The sequence below is a fragment of the Mucilaginibacter sp. OK283 genome (genome assembly GCF_900110415.1).
Lineage (GTDB): Bacteria > Bacteroidota > Bacteroidia > Sphingobacteriales > Sphingobacteriaceae > Mucilaginibacter.
Map to the genome: position 1 here is coordinate 160,015 of NZ_FODR01000009.1, position 22,573 is coordinate 182,587.

At 43.8% G+C, this 22,573-nt stretch carries 16 protein-coding genes; 14 read left to right on the plus strand and 2 right to left on the minus strand.

Annotated features, from left to right (window positions below; genetic code table 11):
* Nucleotides 1-75 precede the first annotated feature (75 nt).
* From BMX56_RS20235 to BMX56_RS20245, 3 genes are all read left to right on the plus strand, one after another.
* Nucleotides 76-648 (plus strand): cupin domain-containing protein, encoded by a 573-nt coding sequence (locus BMX56_RS20235; RefSeq protein ID WP_090651491.1) that lies wholly within the window; start codon nt 76-78, stop codon nt 646-648.
* Nucleotides 649-962: 314 nt separating this feature from the next.
* Nucleotides 963-1,418 carry a GNAT family N-acetyltransferase gene (locus BMX56_RS20240; RefSeq protein WP_090651492.1) on the plus strand — a complete coding sequence of 152 codons (456 nt, stop codon included), beginning with the start codon at nt 963-965 and terminating at the stop codon, nt 1,416-1,418.
* 230 nt (nt 1,419-1,648) lie between these two features.
* The gene (locus BMX56_RS20245; protein WP_090651645.1) at nt 1,649-3,655 is read left to right on the plus strand and encodes an alpha-L-arabinofuranosidase C-terminal domain-containing protein; all 2,007 of its coding nucleotides are present in this window, start codon (nt 1,649-1,651) and stop codon (nt 3,653-3,655) included.
* Here BMX56_RS20245 and BMX56_RS20250 read toward each other — a convergent pair.
* Nucleotides 3,641-3,904, minus strand: coding sequence for a hypothetical protein (locus BMX56_RS20250; RefSeq protein WP_090651493.1), 264 nt, complete (start codon nt 3,902-3,904; stop codon nt 3,641-3,643). The genes BMX56_RS20245 and BMX56_RS20250 overlap by 15 nt on opposite strands.
* Nucleotides 3,905-4,032: 128 nt before the next feature.
* On the opposite strand from BMX56_RS20250, the gene BMX56_RS20255 reads away from it, so the two are divergent.
* The 11 genes from BMX56_RS20255 (at nt 4,033) to BMX56_RS20305 (ending at nt 21,614) form a co-directional block, all read left to right on the plus strand.
* On the plus strand, nt 4,033-6,414 hold the full coding sequence (locus tag BMX56_RS20255) for an alpha-L-rhamnosidase-related protein (protein ID WP_090651494.1): 2,382 nt from the start codon (nt 4,033-4,035) through the stop codon (nt 6,412-6,414).
* A gap of 432 nt (nt 6,415-6,846) precedes the next feature.
* On the plus strand, nt 6,847-7,602 hold the full coding sequence (locus tag BMX56_RS20260; RefSeq protein WP_090651495.1) for an ROK family protein: 756 nt from the start codon (nt 6,847-6,849) through the stop codon (nt 7,600-7,602).
* 21 nt (nt 7,603-7,623) lie between these two features.
* A complete protein-coding gene (tkt, locus tag BMX56_RS20265) occupies nt 7,624-9,627 on the plus strand; it encodes a transketolase (protein WP_177183872.1) in 2,004 nt (667 codons plus the stop codon).
* 110 nt (nt 9,628-9,737) lie between these two features.
* On the plus strand, nt 9,738-10,445 hold the full coding sequence (gene rpiA, locus BMX56_RS20270; protein ID WP_090651497.1) for a ribose 5-phosphate isomerase A: 708 nt from the start codon (nt 9,738-9,740) through the stop codon (nt 10,443-10,445).
* Nucleotides 10,446-10,624: 179 nt separating this feature from the next.
* Nucleotides 10,625-11,722 (plus strand): transaldolase, encoded by a 1,098-nt coding sequence (gene tal / locus BMX56_RS20275; RefSeq protein WP_090651498.1) that lies wholly within the window; start codon nt 10,625-10,627, stop codon nt 11,720-11,722.
* 8 nt (nt 11,723-11,730) lie between these two features.
* Nucleotides 11,731-12,354 carry an HAD family hydrolase gene (locus BMX56_RS20280; protein ID WP_090651499.1) on the plus strand — a complete coding sequence of 208 codons (624 nt, stop codon included), beginning with the start codon at nt 11,731-11,733 and terminating at the stop codon, nt 12,352-12,354.
* Between the two features lies 1 nt (nt 12,355).
* Nucleotides 12,356-13,780: an NADP-dependent phosphogluconate dehydrogenase gene (gene gndA, locus BMX56_RS20285; protein WP_090651500.1), complete on the plus strand. Its 1,425-nt coding sequence runs from the start codon at nt 12,356-12,358 to the stop codon at nt 13,778-13,780.
* 26 nt (nt 13,781-13,806) lie between these two features.
* Complete coding sequence (zwf, locus tag BMX56_RS20290) at nt 13,807-15,324, plus strand: glucose-6-phosphate dehydrogenase (protein ID WP_090651501.1); 1,518 nt, start codon at nt 13,807-13,809, stop codon at nt 15,322-15,324.
* Nucleotides 15,325-15,437: 113 nt separating this feature from the next.
* Nucleotides 15,438-16,169 carry a 6-phosphogluconolactonase gene (gene pgl / locus BMX56_RS20295; RefSeq protein ID WP_090651502.1) on the plus strand — a complete coding sequence of 244 codons (732 nt, stop codon included), beginning with the start codon at nt 15,438-15,440 and terminating at the stop codon, nt 16,167-16,169.
* Nucleotides 16,170-16,742: 573 nt separating this feature from the next.
* Nucleotides 16,743-19,958: a SusC/RagA family TonB-linked outer membrane protein gene (locus BMX56_RS20300; protein WP_090651503.1), complete on the plus strand. Its 3,216-nt coding sequence runs from the start codon at nt 16,743-16,745 to the stop codon at nt 19,956-19,958.
* 21 nt (nt 19,959-19,979) lie between these two features.
* Entirely contained in the window at nt 19,980-21,614 is a 1,635-nt protein-coding gene (locus BMX56_RS20305) for a RagB/SusD family nutrient uptake outer membrane protein (protein ID WP_090651504.1), read from the plus strand.
* Nucleotides 21,615-21,703: 89 nt separating this feature from the next.
* Here the strand turns inward: BMX56_RS20305 and dapF are convergent, their stop codons facing one another.
* The gene (gene dapF / locus BMX56_RS20310; protein ID WP_177183873.1) at nt 21,704-22,489 is read right to left on the minus strand and encodes a diaminopimelate epimerase; all 786 of its coding nucleotides are present in this window, start codon (nt 22,487-22,489) and stop codon (nt 21,704-21,706) included.
* Nucleotides 22,490-22,573 lie beyond the last annotated feature (84 nt).

The following is a 22,573-nucleotide window of genomic DNA, read 5'->3' on the forward strand; positions in this document are numbered from 1 at the left end:
ATTATTGGGGCTGATGATGTTCCTGCTTGTTTTTATAACTAACTTTATATCAGCCTGTAAATTTAAAATCTACTTATGAAAAGGAATAAATTCATTGCCGCTGTTTTGACATTTGCCGCGGTTCCGTTTGCACCGTTTGCGGCCATTGTTTCAAAGAAAAGCTTAATCCGCGTTAACAAGGGCTTTAAAATACAGGCCGGCGAAGGCCGGATACATGGGCATATTAAATTGAAAGGGGTAAACTCAAATATTTTGGATGTGAAGATATCCGGGAAAGATACCGATGGCGAATTGGCTATTTTTGAGCAAACCAGCTTGTCGCAGGGCAGAGGAACGCCATTGCATATCCACCCTACACAGGATGAAATATTTTATGTATTGGAAGGATCGTATTTTTTTAAGGTAGGCGAGGATAAATTTCATTTAACTACAGGTGAAAGCATCTTTTTGCCAAAGAATGTGCCGCATGCCTGGACCCAGGTAAGCGCCAAAGGAAAGATGACGGTAACTTTGCAACCAGCCGGTAAGCTTGAAGAATTTTTTGTGGCCATGCAATCGCTTGATCATGAACCATCGGACACCGAGCTTGCAAAAATTTTTTCCGATCACGAAATGCAGTTGCTCGGCCCCCCGCTTAAGGTTGAATAGGTTAGCATTCAAAAGCGGTAATATCTGCAGCTATTAGTGCAAAATAAGCTCAAAAGCCAGCCCCCGGGATATACTCAACAAGTTGAAAAGTAATTGAACTTATCGGGAAACAACGTCCAAAAATGCTTTGTTTTCCAGAAAACGGAAACCAAAATCGTTAAAACCCGGTTTTTTGCCATTTTAAATCGCTTAGAATTATTGGTTAAGCTATTGAATTGTTAGCAATGTTTTTTCATAGTTAAACAAATTTTTCTCATAAAGTTAGTTAGGCCGTTCACCCAAACAATTAACTTTGTCCTATCCATATCTGGCCCATGAACTTAACTTATCAAATAAGGCTTTTCAGCCACCTTAATGTTAATGAACTATACCAACTACTCCGCCTGCGCAGCGAAGTGTTTGTGGTAGAACAAAACTGTGTGTTTTTGGACCAGGATAATAAAGACCAGCAATGCTATCATCTTTTATTGTACGCCGACGGCAAGCTGGCAGCTTACAGCCGGCTGGTTCCTGCTGGCATATCATACCCTGAAGTTTCGATAGGGCGGGTAGTTACTTCGCCGGCTTTCAGGGGAACCGGTCTTGGCAGGAAAATTATGGAACTTGCTATCCAAAGTTGTTATGATGTGTTTGGCCCGGCAGCTATCCGCATTGGCGCGCAAACTTATGCCCTTTCGTTCTACCAGTCGCTCGGCTTTGTTTCGGAAGGCGAGGTGTATGACGAAGATGGTATTGAGCATATTGAAATGGTGCGGAGTTTATCCAAATAACTTTAAACCCGGCACCTGGCAGGGATAGTTAGCTGTTCAACACGGCGAATGAAATAACATTTTTATAATTGTTTAAACAACAATCATAAAAGAACGGGGAAGCGTTGCTGTTATTGTTGTGTTATATGTTAAAAAAAGCAGTAAATTTTTATTTCTCCTAAAAAGATATATATTTGTTAATAATTGTTAAAAAAACAATTATTAATTATCAACCTCAAAAATTAAACCTGATGTTTTTTAAGCGTATTTTGCCTGCAATATGCCTGGCACTGTTGTTTGTTGCCCATTTGGCCCACGGCCAGGGAGCCCCCGCATTGAGTGTAAAAAAAACCCAAACCTTAGCTGCAAATGCGAAGCTTGGTAAGCCAATCAGCAAAGATCTTTTTGGCGTCTTTTTTGAAGACCTGAGCTACGCGGCCGATGGCGGACTTTACGCCGAATTGATACAGAACAGATCATTCGAGTACAGCGCCAGCGACAGGAAAACATGGAACCCCCTAACAGCCTGGGAGTACACCACCGAAGGATTTGGTTACGGCACAATATCTGTAGAAACAGCAAAACCCCTGCACTTCAATAATCCGCACTATGTGTTGCTAAATATTGACGACGCCGGCCAGCAAGGCGTTGGCATTACCAATGCCGGGTATGATGGTATCTGTATCAAAGCTGGCCAAAAATATGACTTCTCTGTATACGTAAGGCAAGTTTCGGCCAAACCCGTGGCCATGCAGGTGGAGCTGCGCGGAGATAAGGGCGCTGTATGCGGTACATTTTCATTCCAGACCCAGGCTGGGGCATGGAGAAAATACACGGGAACCATTACTGCCACAGCAAGCTCCGATTCGGCAAGGCTTACAATACTTGCCAGGCAGCGTTCGGTTTTAGCTATCGACGAAGTTTCTCTTTTTCCGCATAATACTTTTAAAAATGAAACCAACGGGTTGCGGGCCGATCTTGCTCAGTCCATAGCCAATCTTCAGCCCAAGTTTCTCCGTTTTCCAGGTGGCTGCCTGGTACACGGCGATGGCATTAATAACATATACCGCTGGAAAAACACCATCGGCCCTGTTGAGCAACGGGTTCAACAGCGCAACATCTGGAATTACCATCAGAGTACAGGCCTTGGCTTTTATGAATATTTTAGGTTTTGCGAGGATATTGGCGCCAAGCCACTGCCGGTACTGGCGGCCGGGGTAAGCTGCCAAAATTCGGGCGGAACCTGGAAGATTGGCGGAACTGGCCAAAAAGGGCTCTCCCTGGCCGCAATGAAAGGCTATATTCAGGATGTTTTGGACCTGATAGAATACGCCAATGGGCCCACCACATCGGTTTGGGGCGCTAAACGGGCTGCAGCAGGCCATACAAAACCTTTTGGCCTGCAATATGTGGGTATTGGTAATGAGGACAAGCAAACCGATGATTTCAGGGACCGCTTTAAAATGATATATGATGCCGTACGCGCAAAACATCCCGAAATTACTATCGTAGGCACAGTAGGCCCCGCGCCATCGGGTGAAGATTATGACCTTGGCTGGAAGTTTGCCGATCAGCTATCGGTGCCTGTTGTTGACGAACATTTTTACGAAAAGCCCGAATGGTTCCTGAAAAACAATAGCCGGTATGATAGCTACCGCCGTCCAAAATCAAAGGTGTACATTGGTGAATATGCATCATGGGGCAACACCCTCATTAACGCGCTTTCGGAAGCCGCTTTTATGACCAGCCTTGAGCGTAACGGCGATATTGTGCAAATGGCGTCTTACGCGCCGCTGCTGGCCAATCTTAAGCATACCTCGTGGAACCCCAACCTCATCTACTTTGATAACAAAACCCTGGTGCCTACGGTAAATTACTATGTCCAGCAATTATTTGCGGTTAACCAGGGCGATGTATACATTCCCGGTATTATATCACTTAACCGGCCCGGCGCCCGTGCCGACTCGACCCTGGCTGCATCATGCGTGCAAAACAGCGAAACCGGCGATGTTATTTTAAAAATCGTGAACGCCGGTCCACAGGCTGCAACTGCCATGGCAAAGCTTTCGGGCCTGGGTATGATGGCTGCTAACGCCAAAATTGATGTACTGCAAGGCCAGCCTTCTGATAAAAACACCATCGATCAGCAAAAAAACATCATTCCCTCCCACGCCGAAATCAGCGTAGCACAACTGAACGGTTACGTAGTGCCGCCTTATTCATTAAGTGTTATACGCATCAGTTTAAAAGGGAATTAATATAATGCTTTTGCCTTCAGGGCAGCCCCCTGCACCTATAAGTTCTTTTTCGCGGCCGCAAGCCTCCGGGCTTGTGTGCCTGCCTGTTAAGCAAGCGCCCATGTTTTTGCCCTGCACAGCCGCAGTTTTATTTTCAATGGCTTCGTTTACGGCTATGCCGGTTATAAAATTTTGGAAACCATTCGCCGGTTTTAGGTGTGATTGGTCCGCGACAGATGCAAATATCGCGGCTAAAATAAAGACTGGCACTTTATTTTTATTTAAAAATCACCGTATCCGGTGAGGTAACAAAATGATAATTCTCAACAGATGTGTAATCATTTTTAATTGTAATTTAGCACTTAAGCACTTGCTAACCACATTATAACCCATCTTCCATGAAAATTGTATATAAAGCCGCGTTATCGCTGTTTTTTATTTTCACTGTTATTGCCGGCCATGCGCAGTCCATTAATCCGGCACTGTTAAAAAGTCAATGGAAAGCGGCCTGGATCACTGTGCCCGGCGAATCGCTGCGGGATTATGGGGTTTACTATTTCCGCAAAAATATCAACATCAAAGACAAACCGGCCACATTCATTGTGCATGTATCTGCCGATAACCGTTATAAACTGTACGTAAACCAAACACTGGTATCATTAGGCCCGGCCCGCGGCGACACCTATTACTGGAATTATGAAACTGTAGACCTGGCGCCATATCTTAAAGCAGGCGATAATGTCATTGCCGCCGTGGTTTGGAACGATGGGGACTACCGACCCGAAGCGCAGATCTCTATCCAGACCGCATTTATTATGCAGGGCGATGCCGAGGCGGAAGCGATAATTAATACTGATAAAAGCTGGAAAGGCATCAGCGATAAAGGATACAAACCCATTGTTGGTGTTGGATATGGTACTTATTACGTAGCAGGCCCGGGCGAGCGGGTAGATATGAACGCCGGTATCGCCAACTGGAATGCCGAAAAGACGGATGTGAGCGGCTGGAAAAATGCCGTTAAGATAGAAGGTGGTAAACCCAAAGGTACCCCGAATGCTTTTGGCTGGATGCTGGTACCTTCGTCTATTCCGCCGGTAGAATTAACTTATCAACGCATCCCGGTACTACGCAGGGCCGAAGGGATCACCGTGCCTAAAAGCTTCCCGGCAACTAAAACAGCTATAACCATTCCTGCAAATACCACAGTTACCTTTTTGCTCGATCAAACTTTTTTAACCAATGCTTTTGTATCGCTCAATTTTAGCCTTGGTAAAAATGCCGGTATCAGCCTAAGTTATGCCGAAACATTATTTACCAAACTGCACGGACCCGGGGGGCTTGAAAAAGGCAACCGCGATGATGTGGAGGGCAAAATATTTTCGGGCCGCCGGGATAGCATCGTGTCTGATGGCAGCGCGGGTCAGTCGTTTAATACGCTTAGTTTTCGCACGTTCAGGTATATCGAATTAAAGATAACAACCGCCGGGCAACCTTTACAGGTAGATGACATCTACGGCACCTTTACCGGCTATCCTTTTAAACTAAACGCAAAGCTTGACGGTACAGCCGAAATGAAGAAAATGCTGGACATTGGCTGGCGCACAGCGCGGCTTTGCGCAGGCGAAACGTATTACGATTGCCCCTATTACGAGCAACTGCAATATGTGGGCGATAGCCGCATACAGGCCCTGGTATCGTACTACAACAGCGGCGATGACCGCCTGGTGCGTAATGCCATTAACCTGATGGACCACTCGCGCATTGCCGAAGGGGTTACCTTAAGCCGCCACCCTTCATTTTCGCCACAAATTATCTCCACATTTTCTTTATGGTACATCGGTATGCTGCATGATTATTGGATGTACCGGCCCGATAGCGCTTTTGTGCAAAGCAAATTACAGGGCGTAGAGGATATATTGGCATTTTTTAGGAAATATCAACAGCCTGGCGGCTCGTTAAAAAACACCCCGTACTGGAACTTTGCCGATTGGGTTGCCGATAAAGGCTGGGACTTTGGCGCCGCCCCCAAAAGCGTAAACGGCTCCTCGGCTTTGTTAGATCTGCAATTGATGTGGGCTTACCAGCAAGCCTCGCAAATGGAGGCCAAATTTGGCATACCCATCATTTCGCAATATTATCATGATATGGCCAATTTATTAAAAGCCACCATCCAACAAAAATATTGGGTAGCCAGCAGGCAATTATACTCCGATGTGGAAGATCAGCAATTGTTTTCCCAGCATACCAATTCACTTGCAATTTTAACAGGTATGGTAACCGGCGACGAAGCATCTGCCCTTGGCAAAAAGCTAATGACCGATACTATGCTTACCCAATGCACCATCTACTTTAAATATTACCTGCACCAGGCGCTAATTAAAAGCGGCTATGGCAATGATTATTTAAAATGGCTTAATATATGGCGAAAGAACATCGCAATGGGACTTACCACCTGGGCGGAAATATCGGACCTGCGACATAACCGGTCCGACTGCCACGCCTGGGGCGCCAGCCCCAATATTGAATTTTACCGTACCGTTTTAGGCATTGATAGTTATGCGCCCGGTTTTAGCAAAATAAAAATTGAACCGCACTTAGGCGATCTAAAAATAATAGGCGGAGAAATCCCTCACCCTAACGGCAAAATCGCGGTAAAATATGAGCTAAAAAAAGGAAAATGGGATATAGAGGTCGTATTGCCGCCAAACACAACGGGCGTTTTTGTCTGGAAAGGGCAAAATCACCTTATTAATTCAGGAAAAAACAAGATAATTGTATAAAATTGATCGAAAAACATGATTAATATCATATTTTCTTAGGAAAATAGTAATAAATATAGCACTTTTGCATCGTTTTTACTGCTTTGGAGTAAAAAACGTTAGGTTTCTGTTTGAAAAGTAAAAAGCAATACTAACTTTACTTTTATAATGTTTATTAGTTATTGTATTAGTTACACTTGCGTTAATTACACATTTAACAATCAATTATTATTAAAAATGTGATATTTACGCGCTAAGTTGTTAAATTGACGGTTAGCCTTGAGTCGAAATTTGTAAGTAAAGAAACAAGCAAACTTGGAGTTGGGCATTCCGCTAAATACTTCCGGCTTAACGCTTGGTAGCTAAATTCAATAAAGATGGGCCATCATTAAATGCGATATTAATTTTACAGCCAATGATGGCATCATCAAAACTTAAAAACAAACAACACTGATGAAAAACACTCCATCCCAGTTAAAAATTCTTTCAATCGATATTGGGGGCTCACATATTAAAGCCACAATTTTAAACATCAAGGGCGAACTTAAAATGGATTACGATAAGATAGCTACGCCGGCGCCGGCCAGCCCCGAAAACGTGATTAAGGCTGTCCAGACGCTGGTAAAAAAATTCCCCGGTTATGATAGAATTTCGGTGGGCTTTCCTGGTTATGTAAAAAACGGGGTTGTTAAAACAGCGCCTAATTTAAGCACTAAACTCTGGGCAGATTTTGACCTGGCCAAAAAACTAACCGATTTATTAGGCAAACCTACGCAGGTAGTAAATGATGCCGACATGCAGGGTTTGGGCGTGGTTAAAGGCAAAGGCCTTGAAATGGTAATTACCCTGGGCACCGGTTTTGGCACCGCTTTGCTTATGGATGGCCACCTGCTGCCCCATTTTGAACTGGCACACCTGCCCATTAAAACCGGCAAAACTTATGACCAATATATTGGCGAAAAAGCGCTTGAAAAATTTGGCAAAGAAAGATGGAACAAGCGCATACAAAAGGTTTTTGAGATTTTAAAAACCGTATTCAATTACGATACTTTATATATAGGCGGCGGCAACTCTGACGAGTTAACGTTTAAACTGGATAAAAACATGAAAATTGTAACCAATGCCGATGGCATTAAAGGCGGGGCGCGGTTATGGTTAAATGACGACGACAGTAAAACCAAACGCGCTATAGCAACCCCAACAACATAACATACAATACCCAAAAAGATAATGGAAAACACACAGGACATAGAAAAATTAGCAATAGATACCGTACGGATCTTATCGGCAGATGCAGTGCAAAAAGCAAATTCGGGCCACCCCGGCACAGCCATGGCACTTGCACCTATGGGCCACGTTTTATGGTCGCAATTTTTAAACTACAACCCTAAAAACCCGGATTGGGCAAACCGCGACAGGTTTATACTTTCATGCGGTCATGCATGTATGTTACAGTACAGCTTTTTGTATTTAACAGGGTATGATTTAAGTTTAGACGATATCAAAAACTTTCGCCAGCTGAATAGCAAAACTGCCGGTCACCCGGAGTACGGTTTGGCCCCTGGTATTGATGTTACTACCGGCCCGCTTGGCCAGGGTTTTGCAAATGGTGTTGGCTTTGCCATTGCGCAAAAACACCTGGCAGCACGCTACAACAAACCAGGTTACGATCTTTTTAACTACCACGTTTACGCTATAGTAAGCGATGGCGATATGATGGAAGGCGTAACTTCTGAAGCCGCATCATTGGCCGGACACCTGGAGTTAGGTAACATTATCTATTTATACGATGATAACCACATTTCGATAGAGGGTGCTACCGATATCACTTTTAACGAAGATGTAACCGCGCGTTTCCGTTCATACGGCTGGCATGTACAGGATTTGCCGGACGTTAACGATACCCATGCTTTAGAGCTTGCTTTAGTTAATGCTAAAGCCGAAGCGCAAAAACCATCCTTGATCCGTGTGCGTTCATTAATCGCTTATGGCAGCCCTAATAAATCGGGTACTGCAGGTTCGCACGGTGCACCGCTTGGTGCCGATGAAATTAAACTGGTTAAAGAGTTTTTTGGCTTCGATCCGGATAAATCATTCAACGTGCCTGATGATGTGTTGAAATACTACCATGATAAAGGAGCACGCGGTGGTGCATCCGAAGAAAAATGGAACAAGCTATTTGCCGATTATAAAAAAGAATATCCAGAATTAGCCGCCGAATATGAAACCGCGTTTAAGGGTGATTTGCCCGAAGGCTGGCTTGATAAACTGCCGGTATTTAAAGGATCTGATCCTAAAATGGCTACCCGCCAGGCATCTGGTAAAGTATTAAACGCCATTGCGGCAAGCCTGCCTAACTTAATAGGCGGCGCGGCAGATTTGGCCCCGTCAACAGAAACCAACCTGAAGGGTTTTGATTCGTTCACATCCGAAAACAGGAGTGGCCGTAACTTCCACTTTGGTATCCGCGAGCATGCCATGGGTTCGGCATTAAATGGTATGGCTTTAACCAAAGGTGTACTGCCTTTTGGCGCAACCTTTTTGATGTTCTCTGAATATATGCGCCCGCCAATCCGTTTGGCTGCCATTATGAAAGTGAGCCCGATATTTGTTTACACCCACGATAGTATAGGCTTAGGCGAGGATGGCACAACCCACCAGCCGGTTGAACAATTGGCCTCGCTGCGCTCTATTCCCAACGTAACCACCATCCGCCCGGCCGATGCCAACGAAAGCGCGCATGCGTGGCGTGTGGCTATCCAGAAAAAAGATGGCCCTACTATATTGGTATTTACCCGCCAGGGCTTACCTATCCTCGATCAGGATAAATACGGTAAAGCAGAAAACCTGGAGAAAGGTGCTTACATCCTATCCGAAGCCAGCAAAAATCCCGACCTGATATTAATTGCAACAGGATCGGAAGTTGCCTTGATTATGGATGCGCAGGTAAAACTGGAAGCAGAAGGCATATCAACCCGCGTGGTAAGTATGCCATCATGGGAATTATTTGAAAAACAGGATGCAGCTTACAAAGAGTTGGTATTCCCTAAAGCGTACCGCAAACGTTTGGCTGTTGAAATGGCATCCCCAATGGGCTGGCACAAATACACCACCGACGAAGGCGATATGCTGGGCATGACCACCTTTGGCGAATCTGCCCCGGCCGATGATCTGTACAAGCATTTTGGTTTTACAGTTGATAACGTGATTAAGAGAGCGAAAGCTTTGTTATAGTAGCAAGTAGTTAGTATCAAGTATCAAGATTTTTTTTGCCGCTTGATACTAACTGTCGTTTCTACCTGAAGCGGTCTTGATACTTGATACTAAATACTTGATACTCAAAAATGAATTGGGATAGTAGTTTAATTAAAAACCTTGCGTGGTCGTCAGAGATCATTAATGCCGCGGGCAAGCAAAAGGTAGCGCAACAAATTGCCGCTAAGGTAAAGGATGGCGATGTACTGGGCGTTGGTTCGGGTTCTACGGTGTACATGGCTTTGTTGGCTATTGCAGATAGGATCAAGGCCGAGAAGTTAAACGTTTTAGCTATCCCTACATCGCTGGAGATCTCGATGTTTTGTACCAAATTGGGTATCCCGCTTACTACTTTGTTTGAACACAAGCCCGACTGGCTGTTTGATGGTGCCGACGAGGTTGACCCAAACAACAGCCTGATTAAAGGACGTGGAGGAGCGATGTTTAAGGAGAAACTGCTGATAGCATCCAGCGCCGTTAACTACATCATTGTAGATGACTCCAAAATAGTGGATAAGATTGGTACCAACTTCCCTATCCCTATAGAGGTATTTCCGCAGGCTTTGCTGCATGTGGAAGCGGAACTGGAAAAACTGGGAGCCAACAGCATAGTGATCAGGCCGGCCAAAGGCAAGGATGGTCCAATTATATCGGAAAACAATAACCTGGTTTTGGATTGCCGTTTTGATGAAGTACCGTTAAGCCTCGAAAAGGATATAAAAGGGATTACCGGCGTTATCGAGAGCGGATTATTTATGGGGTACAACCTGGAAATTTTGGTAGCATCCAATAATTAACATTGTTACGCTGGTGTAACCGAATGATGATATTTAGCTTACAATAAATAGAATATTAACAAAGAACTTTACAAAACGGATCAAACGAATACATTTGCAGGAAATATCTATTAAGTTCATAGGCATTCGCAAATTCAAAATTCAATCCAATAAAAATATAATATTAAAAACCGACCAATATGGCAACCAACAATGTAAAACAGATACATGATTTCGGACAGAGTATCTGGCTTGATTTCATCGATCGCGAAATCATCGCATCCGGAAAACTGCAAAAACTAATTGACGAAGATGGTGTAAGAGGCGTAACTTCAAACCCGGCTATTTTTGAAAAAGCAATAACCGGCAGCTCTGATTATGATAATGATATCAGGGAGCTTTCGGCAACCACCGAAGATAACGAAGAGATATTTTTTGGTTTGGCCATAAGCGATATTCAGCAAGCTACTGCCCTGTTTAAAGGCGTGTATGACGAATCGAACAAAGTTGACGGATATGTTAGCCTGGAAGTTTCTCCGTTTTTAGCTTTAGATACCGAAGGCACCGCCAAACAAGCCGAAGAACTTTGGAAAAAAGTTGACCGTGAAAACGTAATGATCAAAATCCCTGGCACTAAACCGGGTTTGGCTGCTATCCAGCAATCCATTGCAAAAGGCATCAACATTAACGTTACCCTGCTTTTTGGTTTGGAGCGTTACGAAGAAGTAACCGAGGCTTATATTTCTGGTTTAGAGGAGCATTTAGCTGCCGGCCATAAAATTGCGCACATATCATCAGTTGCCAGCTTCTTTTTAAGCCGCATTGATGTTATTGTTGATCCGCTGTTGGAAGCAAAAGGCGCTAAAGACCTGCAAGGTGAAGTTGCTATCGCATCGGCTAAAAAAGCATACGAAATTTACAAAAGGGTGTTCAGCACCGAAAGGTGGAAAAAACTGGCCGCACAAGGCGCACAGCCACAGCGTTTACTTTGGGCAAGCACAGGCAGCAAAAACCCTGCTTTTAAAGATACCAAATACGTTGAGGCTTTAATTGGCCCGGATACTGTGGATACCGTTCCATTAGAAACTGTTGAAGCTTTCCGTGATCATGGTATTGCTGCCAACACGCTTGAAGCTGGTTTAGATGAAGCAACAGCAACCTTAGCCAAGCTGAAAGATTTAGGTATCGATCTTGACGCCATCACCCAGCAATTGGAAGACGAAGGCATCGAAAAATTCAATAAACCATTCGAGAAACTGTTGAAGGCTATCGAAGATCAAAAAAGTAAAGTAGCCTAAACGGCTTTATGGAAACCGCAAACGTAAAGATCCTTTTTTTCGACGTAGGAGGTATTTTATTGTCGAACGGATGGGGGCACGAGGCACGCGAGGAAGCCGCTAAAAGGTTTAACCTTGATTATGCCGAAGTAAACGCCCTGCACAATTTTATATTCAATGTATATGAAATTGGCAGCATCACTTTAGATGAGTACCTGGATACGGTAATATTTAACTATCCCCGCGATTTCGTAAGGGAAGATTTTAAGGATTTTATTTATTCTACCTCCTATGAGCTGCCGGGTATGCTGGCCTGGCTTAAAGAGTGGAAAAAAGATTGCGGTTTCCGTATTATATCCCTCAATAACGAGGGTAAAGAGCTAAATGATTACCGCGTGCGTAAGTTTAAACTACATGATGCATTCGACGCGTTTGTATCATCGTGCGAGGTAAAAATGCGCAAGCCCGATCCTGGCATATGGCAACTGGCCATGGGTATTGCCCAGGCATCGCCCCAGCAATGTGTGTATTTTGACGACAGGATGATGTTTGTTACCACAGCCCAAAAATTGGGCATCCGCTCGTTTCAGCATACAAGTTTCGAGACCACCAAAAAAATATTAGAAGACCTTAAAAAAGAAAACCTCAAATAACATGAGCGCAACAACAGATAAATATGCTTTTGGCATGATAGGCTTAGGCGTTATGGGCCGCAGCTTACTACTTAACATGGCCGATCATGGCTTTGCAGTAGCCGGGCATGATAAGGACGCCGCAAAGGTATCATCATTAAATGATGAGGCCGGCGATAGGGCCGCAAAAGGCTTTGGCGATGTAAAAGAATTTATTCAAAGCCTTACCACACCACGTGCCATTATGATGCTGGTACCTGCCGGTAAAATTGTAGACGCCGTAATTGAGGAACTTACTCCGCTATTGGAGAAAGGCGATATTTTAATTGATGGCGGTAACTCGCACTTTACCGATACCAACCGCCGTGTTGAGCAACTGGAAGCTATTGGCCTGCACTTTTTTGGTATGGGTGTATCTGGTGGCGAAGAAGGCGCCCGCCGCGGCCCAAGCATGATGCCGGGTGGCGATAAAGATGCCTACGCTGTAATGAAACCGATATTTGAAGCCATTGCCGCTAAGGTTGATGGCGCACCATGCGTAACCTACATTGGTCCCGGTGCATCCGGCCACTTTGTTAAAATGGTGCATAATGGTATCGAGTACGGTATTATGCAGGTAATTGCCGAAACATATGAGATATTAAGAAAAGGCTTAAAGCTGGATAATGATTCGATCCAAAAAATATTTGCCGAATGGAATGCCGGCCGCTTACAATCATTCCTGTTAGATATTACCAAGGATATTTTTGCCTATAAAGTTCCGGGAACAGATCACCTGTTACTGGATGATATTAAAGATGAGGCAAAAGCCAAAGGTACCGGTAAATGGACATCGCAAGTGGCTATGGATTTGGTTACCCCTATCCCAACCATCGATACTTCGGTATCTATGCGCGATTTATCTAAATACAAACAACTGCGCGAAAAAGCCTCAACCCTTTACGGATCTGAAGTTGAATTGGCAGGAGATAAAGACGAACTGCTGGTTGCATTGGAGCAGGCTTTTTACTTCACATCTATCATTACTTACGCACAGGGCATGCACCTGTTATCAAAAGCATCTGAAGAGTATAAGTACGATCTTCACCTTGGCGAGATTGCCAAGATTTGGAGAGGCGGTTGTATTATCCGTTCAGAATTTTTAAATGATATTTTTAACGCCTACAGTAAAGATGCACAATTGCCACACCTGTTATTGGATAGCGATATTCAAAAACTGGTTACTGCAACACTGCCAGGCATCCGTAAAATTCTTGCCGGTACTATTGCCGCTGGAGTTGCCGCACCGGGATATGCATCAGCTTTAAGCTATTTTGATGCTTTCCGCAGCGAAAAAATGCCATCGAACCTTACCCAGGCACAGCGCGATTATTTTGGAGCGCATACCTACGAGTTGATAGGCAAAGAAGGAACCTTCCATACACAGTGGACTAAAGCCGAAGACTAAACATAAACTATTAAAAGCTGATCACAATGAGCGCAAGCGTAAAATCAGACCCTACCATATTCATCATTTTTGGTGGCACGGGCGATTTAAATTCCCGCAAAATTGCCCCGGCACTCTATAACCTGTTTTTAGATGGGTGGATGCCGAAGCAATTTTCAATTATTGGTACCGGTCGTACAAAATTAACCGACGAACAGTTCAGGGAAAACCTGTATAACGATATCAACCAGTTTTCGCGCAGCGGCAAAGCCGACGAAGCAAAATGGGCCGAGTTTGTAAAAAACATTTATTACCAGGTATCAGATGCTAACGATTTTGAAACCTATAAAGAATTTGGCAAACGCATTGAAAAACACAATGCCGAATGGAAAGCAAAAGCTAACGTATTGTTTTACCTGGCAGTAGCACCAAACTTTTTCCCAATCATTGCATCCAACATATCAAAAGCCAAATTGGCCGAAGATAAAAAACGGGTGCGTATCATTATCGAGAAACCATTTGGCCACGATTTGGAAACAGCCAAAGAGCTGAATGCGTTATTGAAGAGCATTTTTGACGAGTGCCAGATTTACCGTATAGACCATTACCTGGGTAAAGAAACCGTTCAGAATATCATGGCGTTCCGCTTTGCCAACTCGATTATGGAGCCGCTGTGGAACCGTAATTATATTGAGCACGTACAGATTTCGGTTACCGAGCAGTTAGGTGTTGAAGAGCGCGGCGATTACTACGATGGTTCGGGTGCTATGAGAGACATGATTCAAAACCACCTGTTGCAACTGCTTTGCCACATTGCCATGGAGCCGCCGGTAAGCTTTAGCGCCGATGAAGTACGCGACCGCAAGGTTGATGTGCTAAAAGCCATGCGTAAGTTTACACCCGAGGATGTACGTAATTCGGCCGTTAGGGGCCAATACGGCAGCGGATGGATGAAAGGAAAAGAAGTTGCCGGCTACCGCGAGGAGCCAAAAGTTAATCCTGAGTCAAATACAGAAACTTTTGCAGCTATCAAATTCTTTATTGATAACTGGCGCTGGCAGGGAGTGCCATTCTATTTACGTACAGGTAAAAGAATGCACCAGTCATCATCGGTTATCACTATCCAGTTTAAAGATGTTCCGCATTTGATATTCCCTACCGAAGCAGCCGAAAGCTGGCAGCAAAACAGACTCATCATCAGCATTCAGCCCGAGATGAGTATCCGGTTGCAGGTACAGGCCAAGCGCCCGGGAATTGATATGGTGTTGAATGTGGTTGATATGGTGTTTGATTATAAAGGCACCTATACCAACCAGGCACCCGAAGCTTATGAAACCCTGATACTGGATACCATGATGGGCGATCAAACCCTGTTTATGCGTGGCGACCAGGTAGAAGAGGCATGGGCACTGGTTATGCCGATACTAAGCACCTGGCAACATAAAAAGAGCCTGAACTTCCCTAACTATTCTGCCGACTCATGGGGCCCCGAAGCCGCCGAAGCATTAATTGCACGCGATGGCTTTAATTGGTTCACTTTACCGGTAAATGGGAAGAAAAATTAATTAAGTCTGAAGTCTTTAGCCGGAAGTCTAAAGTCATAAGTCAAGTAGATCTTTTATCTCGGGCTTGCGACTTCGGACTTCGGACTTTAGACTTCCGGCTAAAGACTTAGCATATGAATTTAAATATCTTTAATACAGCTGATGAAGTGCTGATGGCGCTGGCAGATTATTTTGTTAAAATAGCCGATGCATCCATCTCCGCGAGGGGTAAATTTACCGTAGCGCTTTCGGGAGGCAGCTCGCCTAAAAAATTATATGAGCTGCTTGCTTCAACCAGTTATGCCGACCAGGTTGACTGGGCAAAAGTTTATTTCTTTTTTGGTGATGAGCGCAATGTGCCCCAAACCCATAAGGATAGTAACTACCTGATGGCCAAAACTGCCCTGTTTGATCCTTTGCTGATAAGCCCGGCCAACATATTTGCGGTTGATACCACGTTTGAACCTGCCGATGCCGCTGCAAGGTATTGGGACATGATAGCAACATTTTTTGATGAAGACGAGCTGAGCTTCGACCTGGTGCTTTTAGGCTTAGGCGATAACTCGCATACCGCATCGCTATTTCCGCATACTCCGGTATTGCACGATACTACACCTGGTGTAAAAGAAGTTTGGCTGGAAGACCAGCAGGTTTGGCGCATCACGCTGAACGCGCCGCTGATTAATGATGCGCGTTACATAGCGTTCCTGGTTTATGGCGAGGGCAAAGCAATTGCCGTACACCATGTACTGGAGGATGATGAAGATATTGAAGAATACCCGGCCCAGCTGATAGATTCGATAGTTGGCGAAACGGAGTGGTTCTTAGATGAACCCGCCGCCGCAAACCTGCAGGAACTGGAGTAAATAGAATTTTTTCGATCAGAATTAATAAGGCCGATAGACTAACCATCTACCGGCCTTTATTTTTGCTTTGATATTTGCGGCGAAACGAATGTTTTAGGCCGGGGAATGGCGTGCGATCTTAGTGTATACATAAAGTGTCAAATAAAAACACAAATCAAATAAATAAAGGCGTTAAATTCGTTTTTATTTATTATTTTATTAATAATTACGAATAAAATGACTGAATAATTAATAATATTCAAATTTTCTTGAAAATTTCTTGTATTTTTTACCATAATTGGCGAAATAAATCAAAACACGAAGTTGTTTTTATTAAAATTTGTTTGATGAATTAACTTTTGAATAACAAAAGTTTAATAAAAGATGCTTTTTGTGTGCATTTTACACTTTGTTAGTGTCTGTTTATTGCATTTATTCAAATTAAGTCGCCAAAAAAATGTAAATAACATAATATAGGCCCCTGATTTAGCCGCTATTTTACTTCATTGCTAAAAATTAGTCCCTCATTTGTAATGCAAATGTTACAAGCTATCTTGTTTTTTAACAACTATTAACTATTTAACTGATTTAAGTATGAAAAAAAGTTTTCTCAAAAACTTGATGGGGATACTATTGGCATTATTTTGCCAATACGCGTACGCCCAAAACCGAACCATTACAGGTACTGTAATAAGCAAAGATGACGGCTTACCGATACCAGGGGTAAGTGTAGTAGTAAAGGGTTACAAAACAGGCACCCAAACTTCGGCTACAGGCAAATTCACCCTGTCAACTTCGGCAAAAGCAACAACATTGGTATTTACATTCATTGGCTACGAAACCCAGGAAGTAACCATTCCCGAAAATGGCATTGTAGCAGTGACGTTAAAAAACGACTTCAAATTGCTTAGCGAAGTTGTTGTTACTGGTTCTGGTGTTGCTACCAGTAAAACCAAACTGGGAATTGCAGTTGAAGCCGTATCGGGCAAGGGGCTTGCACAAACCCCACAAGCATCTATCGACCAGGGCCTGGTAGGTAAAGTTCCGGGCGCACAAATCTCGGCTGTCGACGGTACGCCGGGGGCACGAACAAACATCCTGTTAAGGGGTATTAATACCATACAGGGTGGCACATCGCCAATGATATTGGTTGATGGCGTTGAATCCAGAGTTACCGATATCAGCTTACTTGACCCGGCTACGGTAGATCACCTCGAAGTTGTACAGGGTGCTGCCGCATCAACCATTTATGGCGCACAAGGCGCTAATGGTGTAATACAGGTATTCACCAAAAAAGGTCAGAGTGGCAAAGCACGTGTTGATATTTCAAGTTCGGTTACAGCCAGTGATTATATCAATAGCGGTGACGTCCACCAGGCAAAGCTAAGCAGCTTCTTGACGGATGCCACTGGCAACTTTATTACCACCAGCGGCAGTAAAATAGTTTTAAACGAGGATGGAATATATCCCGGAGTAAGATGGCAATACCAGTCTGATGCTAATAATCCAACGGCAATGTCTAACCCATTGAACATTGCACGCCAGCAGTACGGTACCAACCTTAAGTACTACGACCATTTAAAACAACTCTTCAGAACGGCCTATACCACAAATTATAATGCCAGTATTTCGGGCGGCACTGATAAAAGCGACTACAATCTAACAATATCAAATAACCACCAGCAAAGTAATATTCGTACTAACGGATATAACGATCGTACCAACTTAACAACTAACCTGGGTACAGAATTATTCAAGGGGTTTACTATTCGCAATATTACCCAGTTGATATATAATAAAAACACGCTTAACCCTGCTATGGGTAATGGTAACTCTGGTGCTTTATACGCGGTACTGAACGCTTCGCCGTTTTATGACCTGAACCAGAAGCTGGCTTCAGGCGATTATCCGCTTTCTTTAAACTCAGGATCTGTAAGCGTTAACGGCTCAAATCCATTTTATTTTTCCGAATATGGCAGCAAGATAGACAACCGCGTTGATGTACTCGAAAACTTGCAGGCAAACTATAAGATAAATAAGTTTGTGGAGTTAAATGCTAAATATGGCATTAACTACAGCCACGAGGAAGCCAATTATCTTTATAAATCGCAAACAGAAAATCAAAACTCCATAGATACCAAGGCAACTTACGGCGCCTATGGAGGCGAGTTGGATAAGAACACATATACCACAGTTTTCCAGAATTTTAATGGATCGGCAACTATCCGGACAGATTTTGAAAAAGATTTTCATATCAACGTACCCATAACTACCAGCACACTGTTACAATATGATTATCGTAAAAACAATTACAAACAATTTTTTACGCAGGGCATTGGGTTGCCGTCATACGCTATTTATAACTTTGGACAAACCAGCACCCAGGCCGTAACTTCTGATTACACCGAGCCATTTGTAACCTTTGGTTATGTGGTAAATCAAAAAATTGATGTTGGCGAATATGGTGGTGTAAGCGGCGGTTTCAGGAGCGATTATTCATCGGCCTTTGGCGAGGGTTCAAAACCATTTACTTTTCCTAATGTTAATGGCTACCTGCGTGTATCCTCATTCGATTTTTGGAAAAACAGCAAACTGGGCGCCCTGTTTCCGGAGTGGAAGTTAAGGGCCGCTTATGGTGAGGCGGGAATTCAGCCCGGTCCATTTGACAGGTACCCAACAGTAAGTACAGGAAACCTTGGCTCGGCACTTGTGTTCACGATACCTGCAAACGGCAGAAACCCGGCATTAAATGTGGAAGTTTCAAAAGAGTACGAGTACGGTACAGATTTAGCTATCAAAGGAATGGACGGCAACTGGTTAAGCGATTTTAGTCTGAGTGCAACTTACTGGCGCCGTAAGGGTTCAAATGTTATTTACAATGTGAGTGTAGCACCATCAACAGGCAGTTCACAGATATTAACAAATGCAATTGATCTTTCGTCACATGGCGTGCAGGCTTCATTAAATATCAGTGTTTTAAAAACGCGCGATTTTAATTGGGGCTTTACAACCAATTTTAGTAACGAAACGTCAAAGATCGATAACATAAACGGCCCGCCTATTATTTTAACAACCGCTGCGGGCAGTACGCAGGAAGCATTGGTGGCAGGCCAAAAAATTGGCCAGATATATGGGTTTAAGGCTTTAACCAGCTTAACTGCCGTTAACCACGAAGGAGCAAGGTATATTAGCGATGCCGACCTGGGTAGTTACGAAGTTGTCAATGGCAGGGTGGTTAACAAAACGACGAAAGCAATCCAGTTTGAAAACGAAGTGTCACCGCTGGGCGACCCTAATCCCAAGTTCAACATGTCTTTCATTAACTCGTTCTCCTACAAAAAACTGTCGTTCGGTTTCCAGTTTGATTGGGTTCATGGCAGTCATTTGTATAACCAAACCAAAGAGTGGATGTATCGGGATGGTATAAACGGCGATTATGATAATGCAGTAACTATTGGCGGCCAAAGCGGAGCTTATACGGCTTATTATCGAAGCGCTTATGCCGACTTTTTTGGCGCCCGCAACGGTGCCCGTAACGGAACTAAGGATTATTTTTATGAGGATGCCTCGTTCCTGAGATTACGCAATGTTTCGTTAGCCTATGACTTTAGCGGCCTTATCAAAGGAAAAATCTTCAGAAAAGCTATTTTAACATTTACCGGCCGCAACCTGTTTACCTCAACCAAATATACCGGTTTTGATCCCGAGATCAGCTCAGGTGGCTCAAACTCGGCATTTGACCGCGGTGTAGATCACAGTTCAATGCCGAATGTTAAATCGTACCAGGTTGGTTTAAGTCTTGGATTTTAATTGAACTAAAAAACAAAAGAAATGAAAATAAATAAATATATATACGCGTTAATGACGATGGCTGCTTTATTTGGCGCGTCATCATGTAAAAAAGATCTGGATGTAAAAAATCCAAACTCACCTACACTTGAGCAAACCAAAACCGAATCTGGTGTTATTTCTTTGGCTTCGGGCGGTGTTTATATTAACGGCTTTGTAAACGGAGATGGCTGGCTGGGCGACAGCTATTTTTCGCTCCCGATTGGTTTTCATGAATTGCTGGCCGATAACGTATCGGCAGAAGCCGCCAACCAGAATATAAACATAGTAAACGTACCCGACTATGTGATACTTGATGATGGGAGTAAAATTTCAAATACATCGCCACAAAAAAGCAACCTCCGGATAAACAACACAAGGGATAAACAAAGCCAAAACATGTTTTATTATGAATGGACAAATATGTATGCCATGAATAATGCCTGTAACCAGGTTTTAGCGCTTGTAGATAACCTCAGTTTTGCCGGCGATGCCGCTACCCGTAAAAGCACAATTAAAGCCTGGGCCTATTGGTGGAAAGGCTTCGCATATGCTAAATTAGGTTCTGTTTATTACGCCGGGTTGGTGAACAATACAGTTAATGGGGTTAATCCAGTTTACGTAAACAGCGCCGCACTAATTGCAGAATCAAATAAAGACCTTGACCAGGCCGCTACCTTGTTATCCGGCATATCAAAAACAGACGACTATAAAACGGTGATGGCAAAGCTTCTGCCTGATTTTGTGCAGGTAGGTTTAGGCAAGGTGCCTACTCCCGCCATGTTTATCCATAGTATTAATACCCTGAAAGCTCGTAATATTTTAGCTAATAAAAAGCTGAGCGATATGACAGCTGCCGATTGGAGCGCTATTTTAACGCTGGTTAATAATGGCGTAAATTCTGGCGAAAGTGTATTTACCGGCCGTACAAATGCAGCTAACAACAACGGCTTCTTTTCGGCAACCGGCGGTACGGTAGCTTCGCTGGCCTCCGGGCTACCTTCATCAACTACGTTTAAAATAAGTGAACGCCTGATCCAGGATTTTAAAACCGGCGACAAGCGCTTGTCAAATAATTTTAAAGTAAATGAGTATTTTAATCAGGTAGGTGGTTTTACATTTAGCTCCAGGTGGCAGTTGCTTGACGCCAAACAGGGATCGCCAAATAACGGAGCTGTTATATTAGCTAATACAACAAATGCAGCCTACGAGCTTTATATAGCATCTACCTATGAAGAAAATGAATTGATGAAAGCTGAGGCATTAATTAATACCGGGCAGATAGAACAAGGGCTTGGCAGTATTGATAATGTAAGAGCTTATCAGGGAGCAGGTTTGGCAAAAGTAGCCGGGGCCGGCCTGAGTCTTGCTGACGCAAAAGAGGAACTGAGAAAAGAAAGAAGGGTAGCCTTGGTATTTAGGGGCACCGCATTTTATGATGCTCGCCGATGGGGTGTTACAGATGATGTAGCAAAAGGCGGTGGCCGTAAAAATGCCGTGGTACTTACATCAGGCGGCGTGCTGAATACCCATGCAACTATCAACTATAACTTCCTTGATTATTGGGATGTTCCTGCTGACGAATTTGTATTAAACCCGCCGGCCGCCGGTAGCGCCCCAATCAAAAACCCGAATTGATTTGTATCGTTCTTTATATAATATCAGTTAATACTGTTAAGGTCGCGCAAACAAATGCGCGGCCTTTTATATTTTAAAAAAGTAAATGATTATATCTCCACTACGCCATCAAATACCTGCACAGCGGGGCCTTCTAAAAATATATCGGTAAAAACTTTGCCGTCATAATTAAAACGGATGTTAAGGTTGCCGCCCAATACTTTTATAGACGTATCAATGTGCCCGGTTTGCTGGTTGTGGCTGGCCATGGCAAGCGCTACAGCTGTAACTCCCGTCCCGCAGGCAAAGGTTTCGTCCTCTACACCCCGTTCAAAGGTGCGCACAAAGTATCCATCATCGGTTGGTTCAACAAAATTTACATTGATGCCTTTTTCGCGGTAGGTAGCATTGTTACGGATGGCTTTACCTTCATGAAAAACATCGCGGTGGGCAAGGTCATCAACCACTTTAACGTAATGCGGCGATCCGGTGTTGAGCACATAGGCATCCAGGTCGGTCTTCAATTCCTTTACGTCTATCATTTGCAGGCTTACCCAGTTGCCTTCGGCTGAAATTTTGGCATGGTGCGGCCCGTCAACGGCCAAAAATTCAGTTTCGGCGTCAATCACACCCAAAAATTTTGCAAAGGCTACAATACACCTGCCGCCGTTGCCGCACATGCTGCTGGGCTGGCCGTCGGCATTATAATAAACCATCTCAAAATCAAAGCCCTCCTTGTTTTGCAAAAACATCATACCATCGCCGCCGATGCCAAAACGGCGGTCGCAAAGGCTGGCAATCAGCTTCGGATTGTTATGATCTACTATATTTTCGCGGTTATCCACCAGTATAAAATCGTTACCGGCACCCTGGTATTTATAAAATCGTAACTTCACAATAATGTCATTTAGTATCAACTACTTAACCCAAACAATTCTTTAACAACAATGGTTACAGTTTAAGTAAAATCATTTTAACAA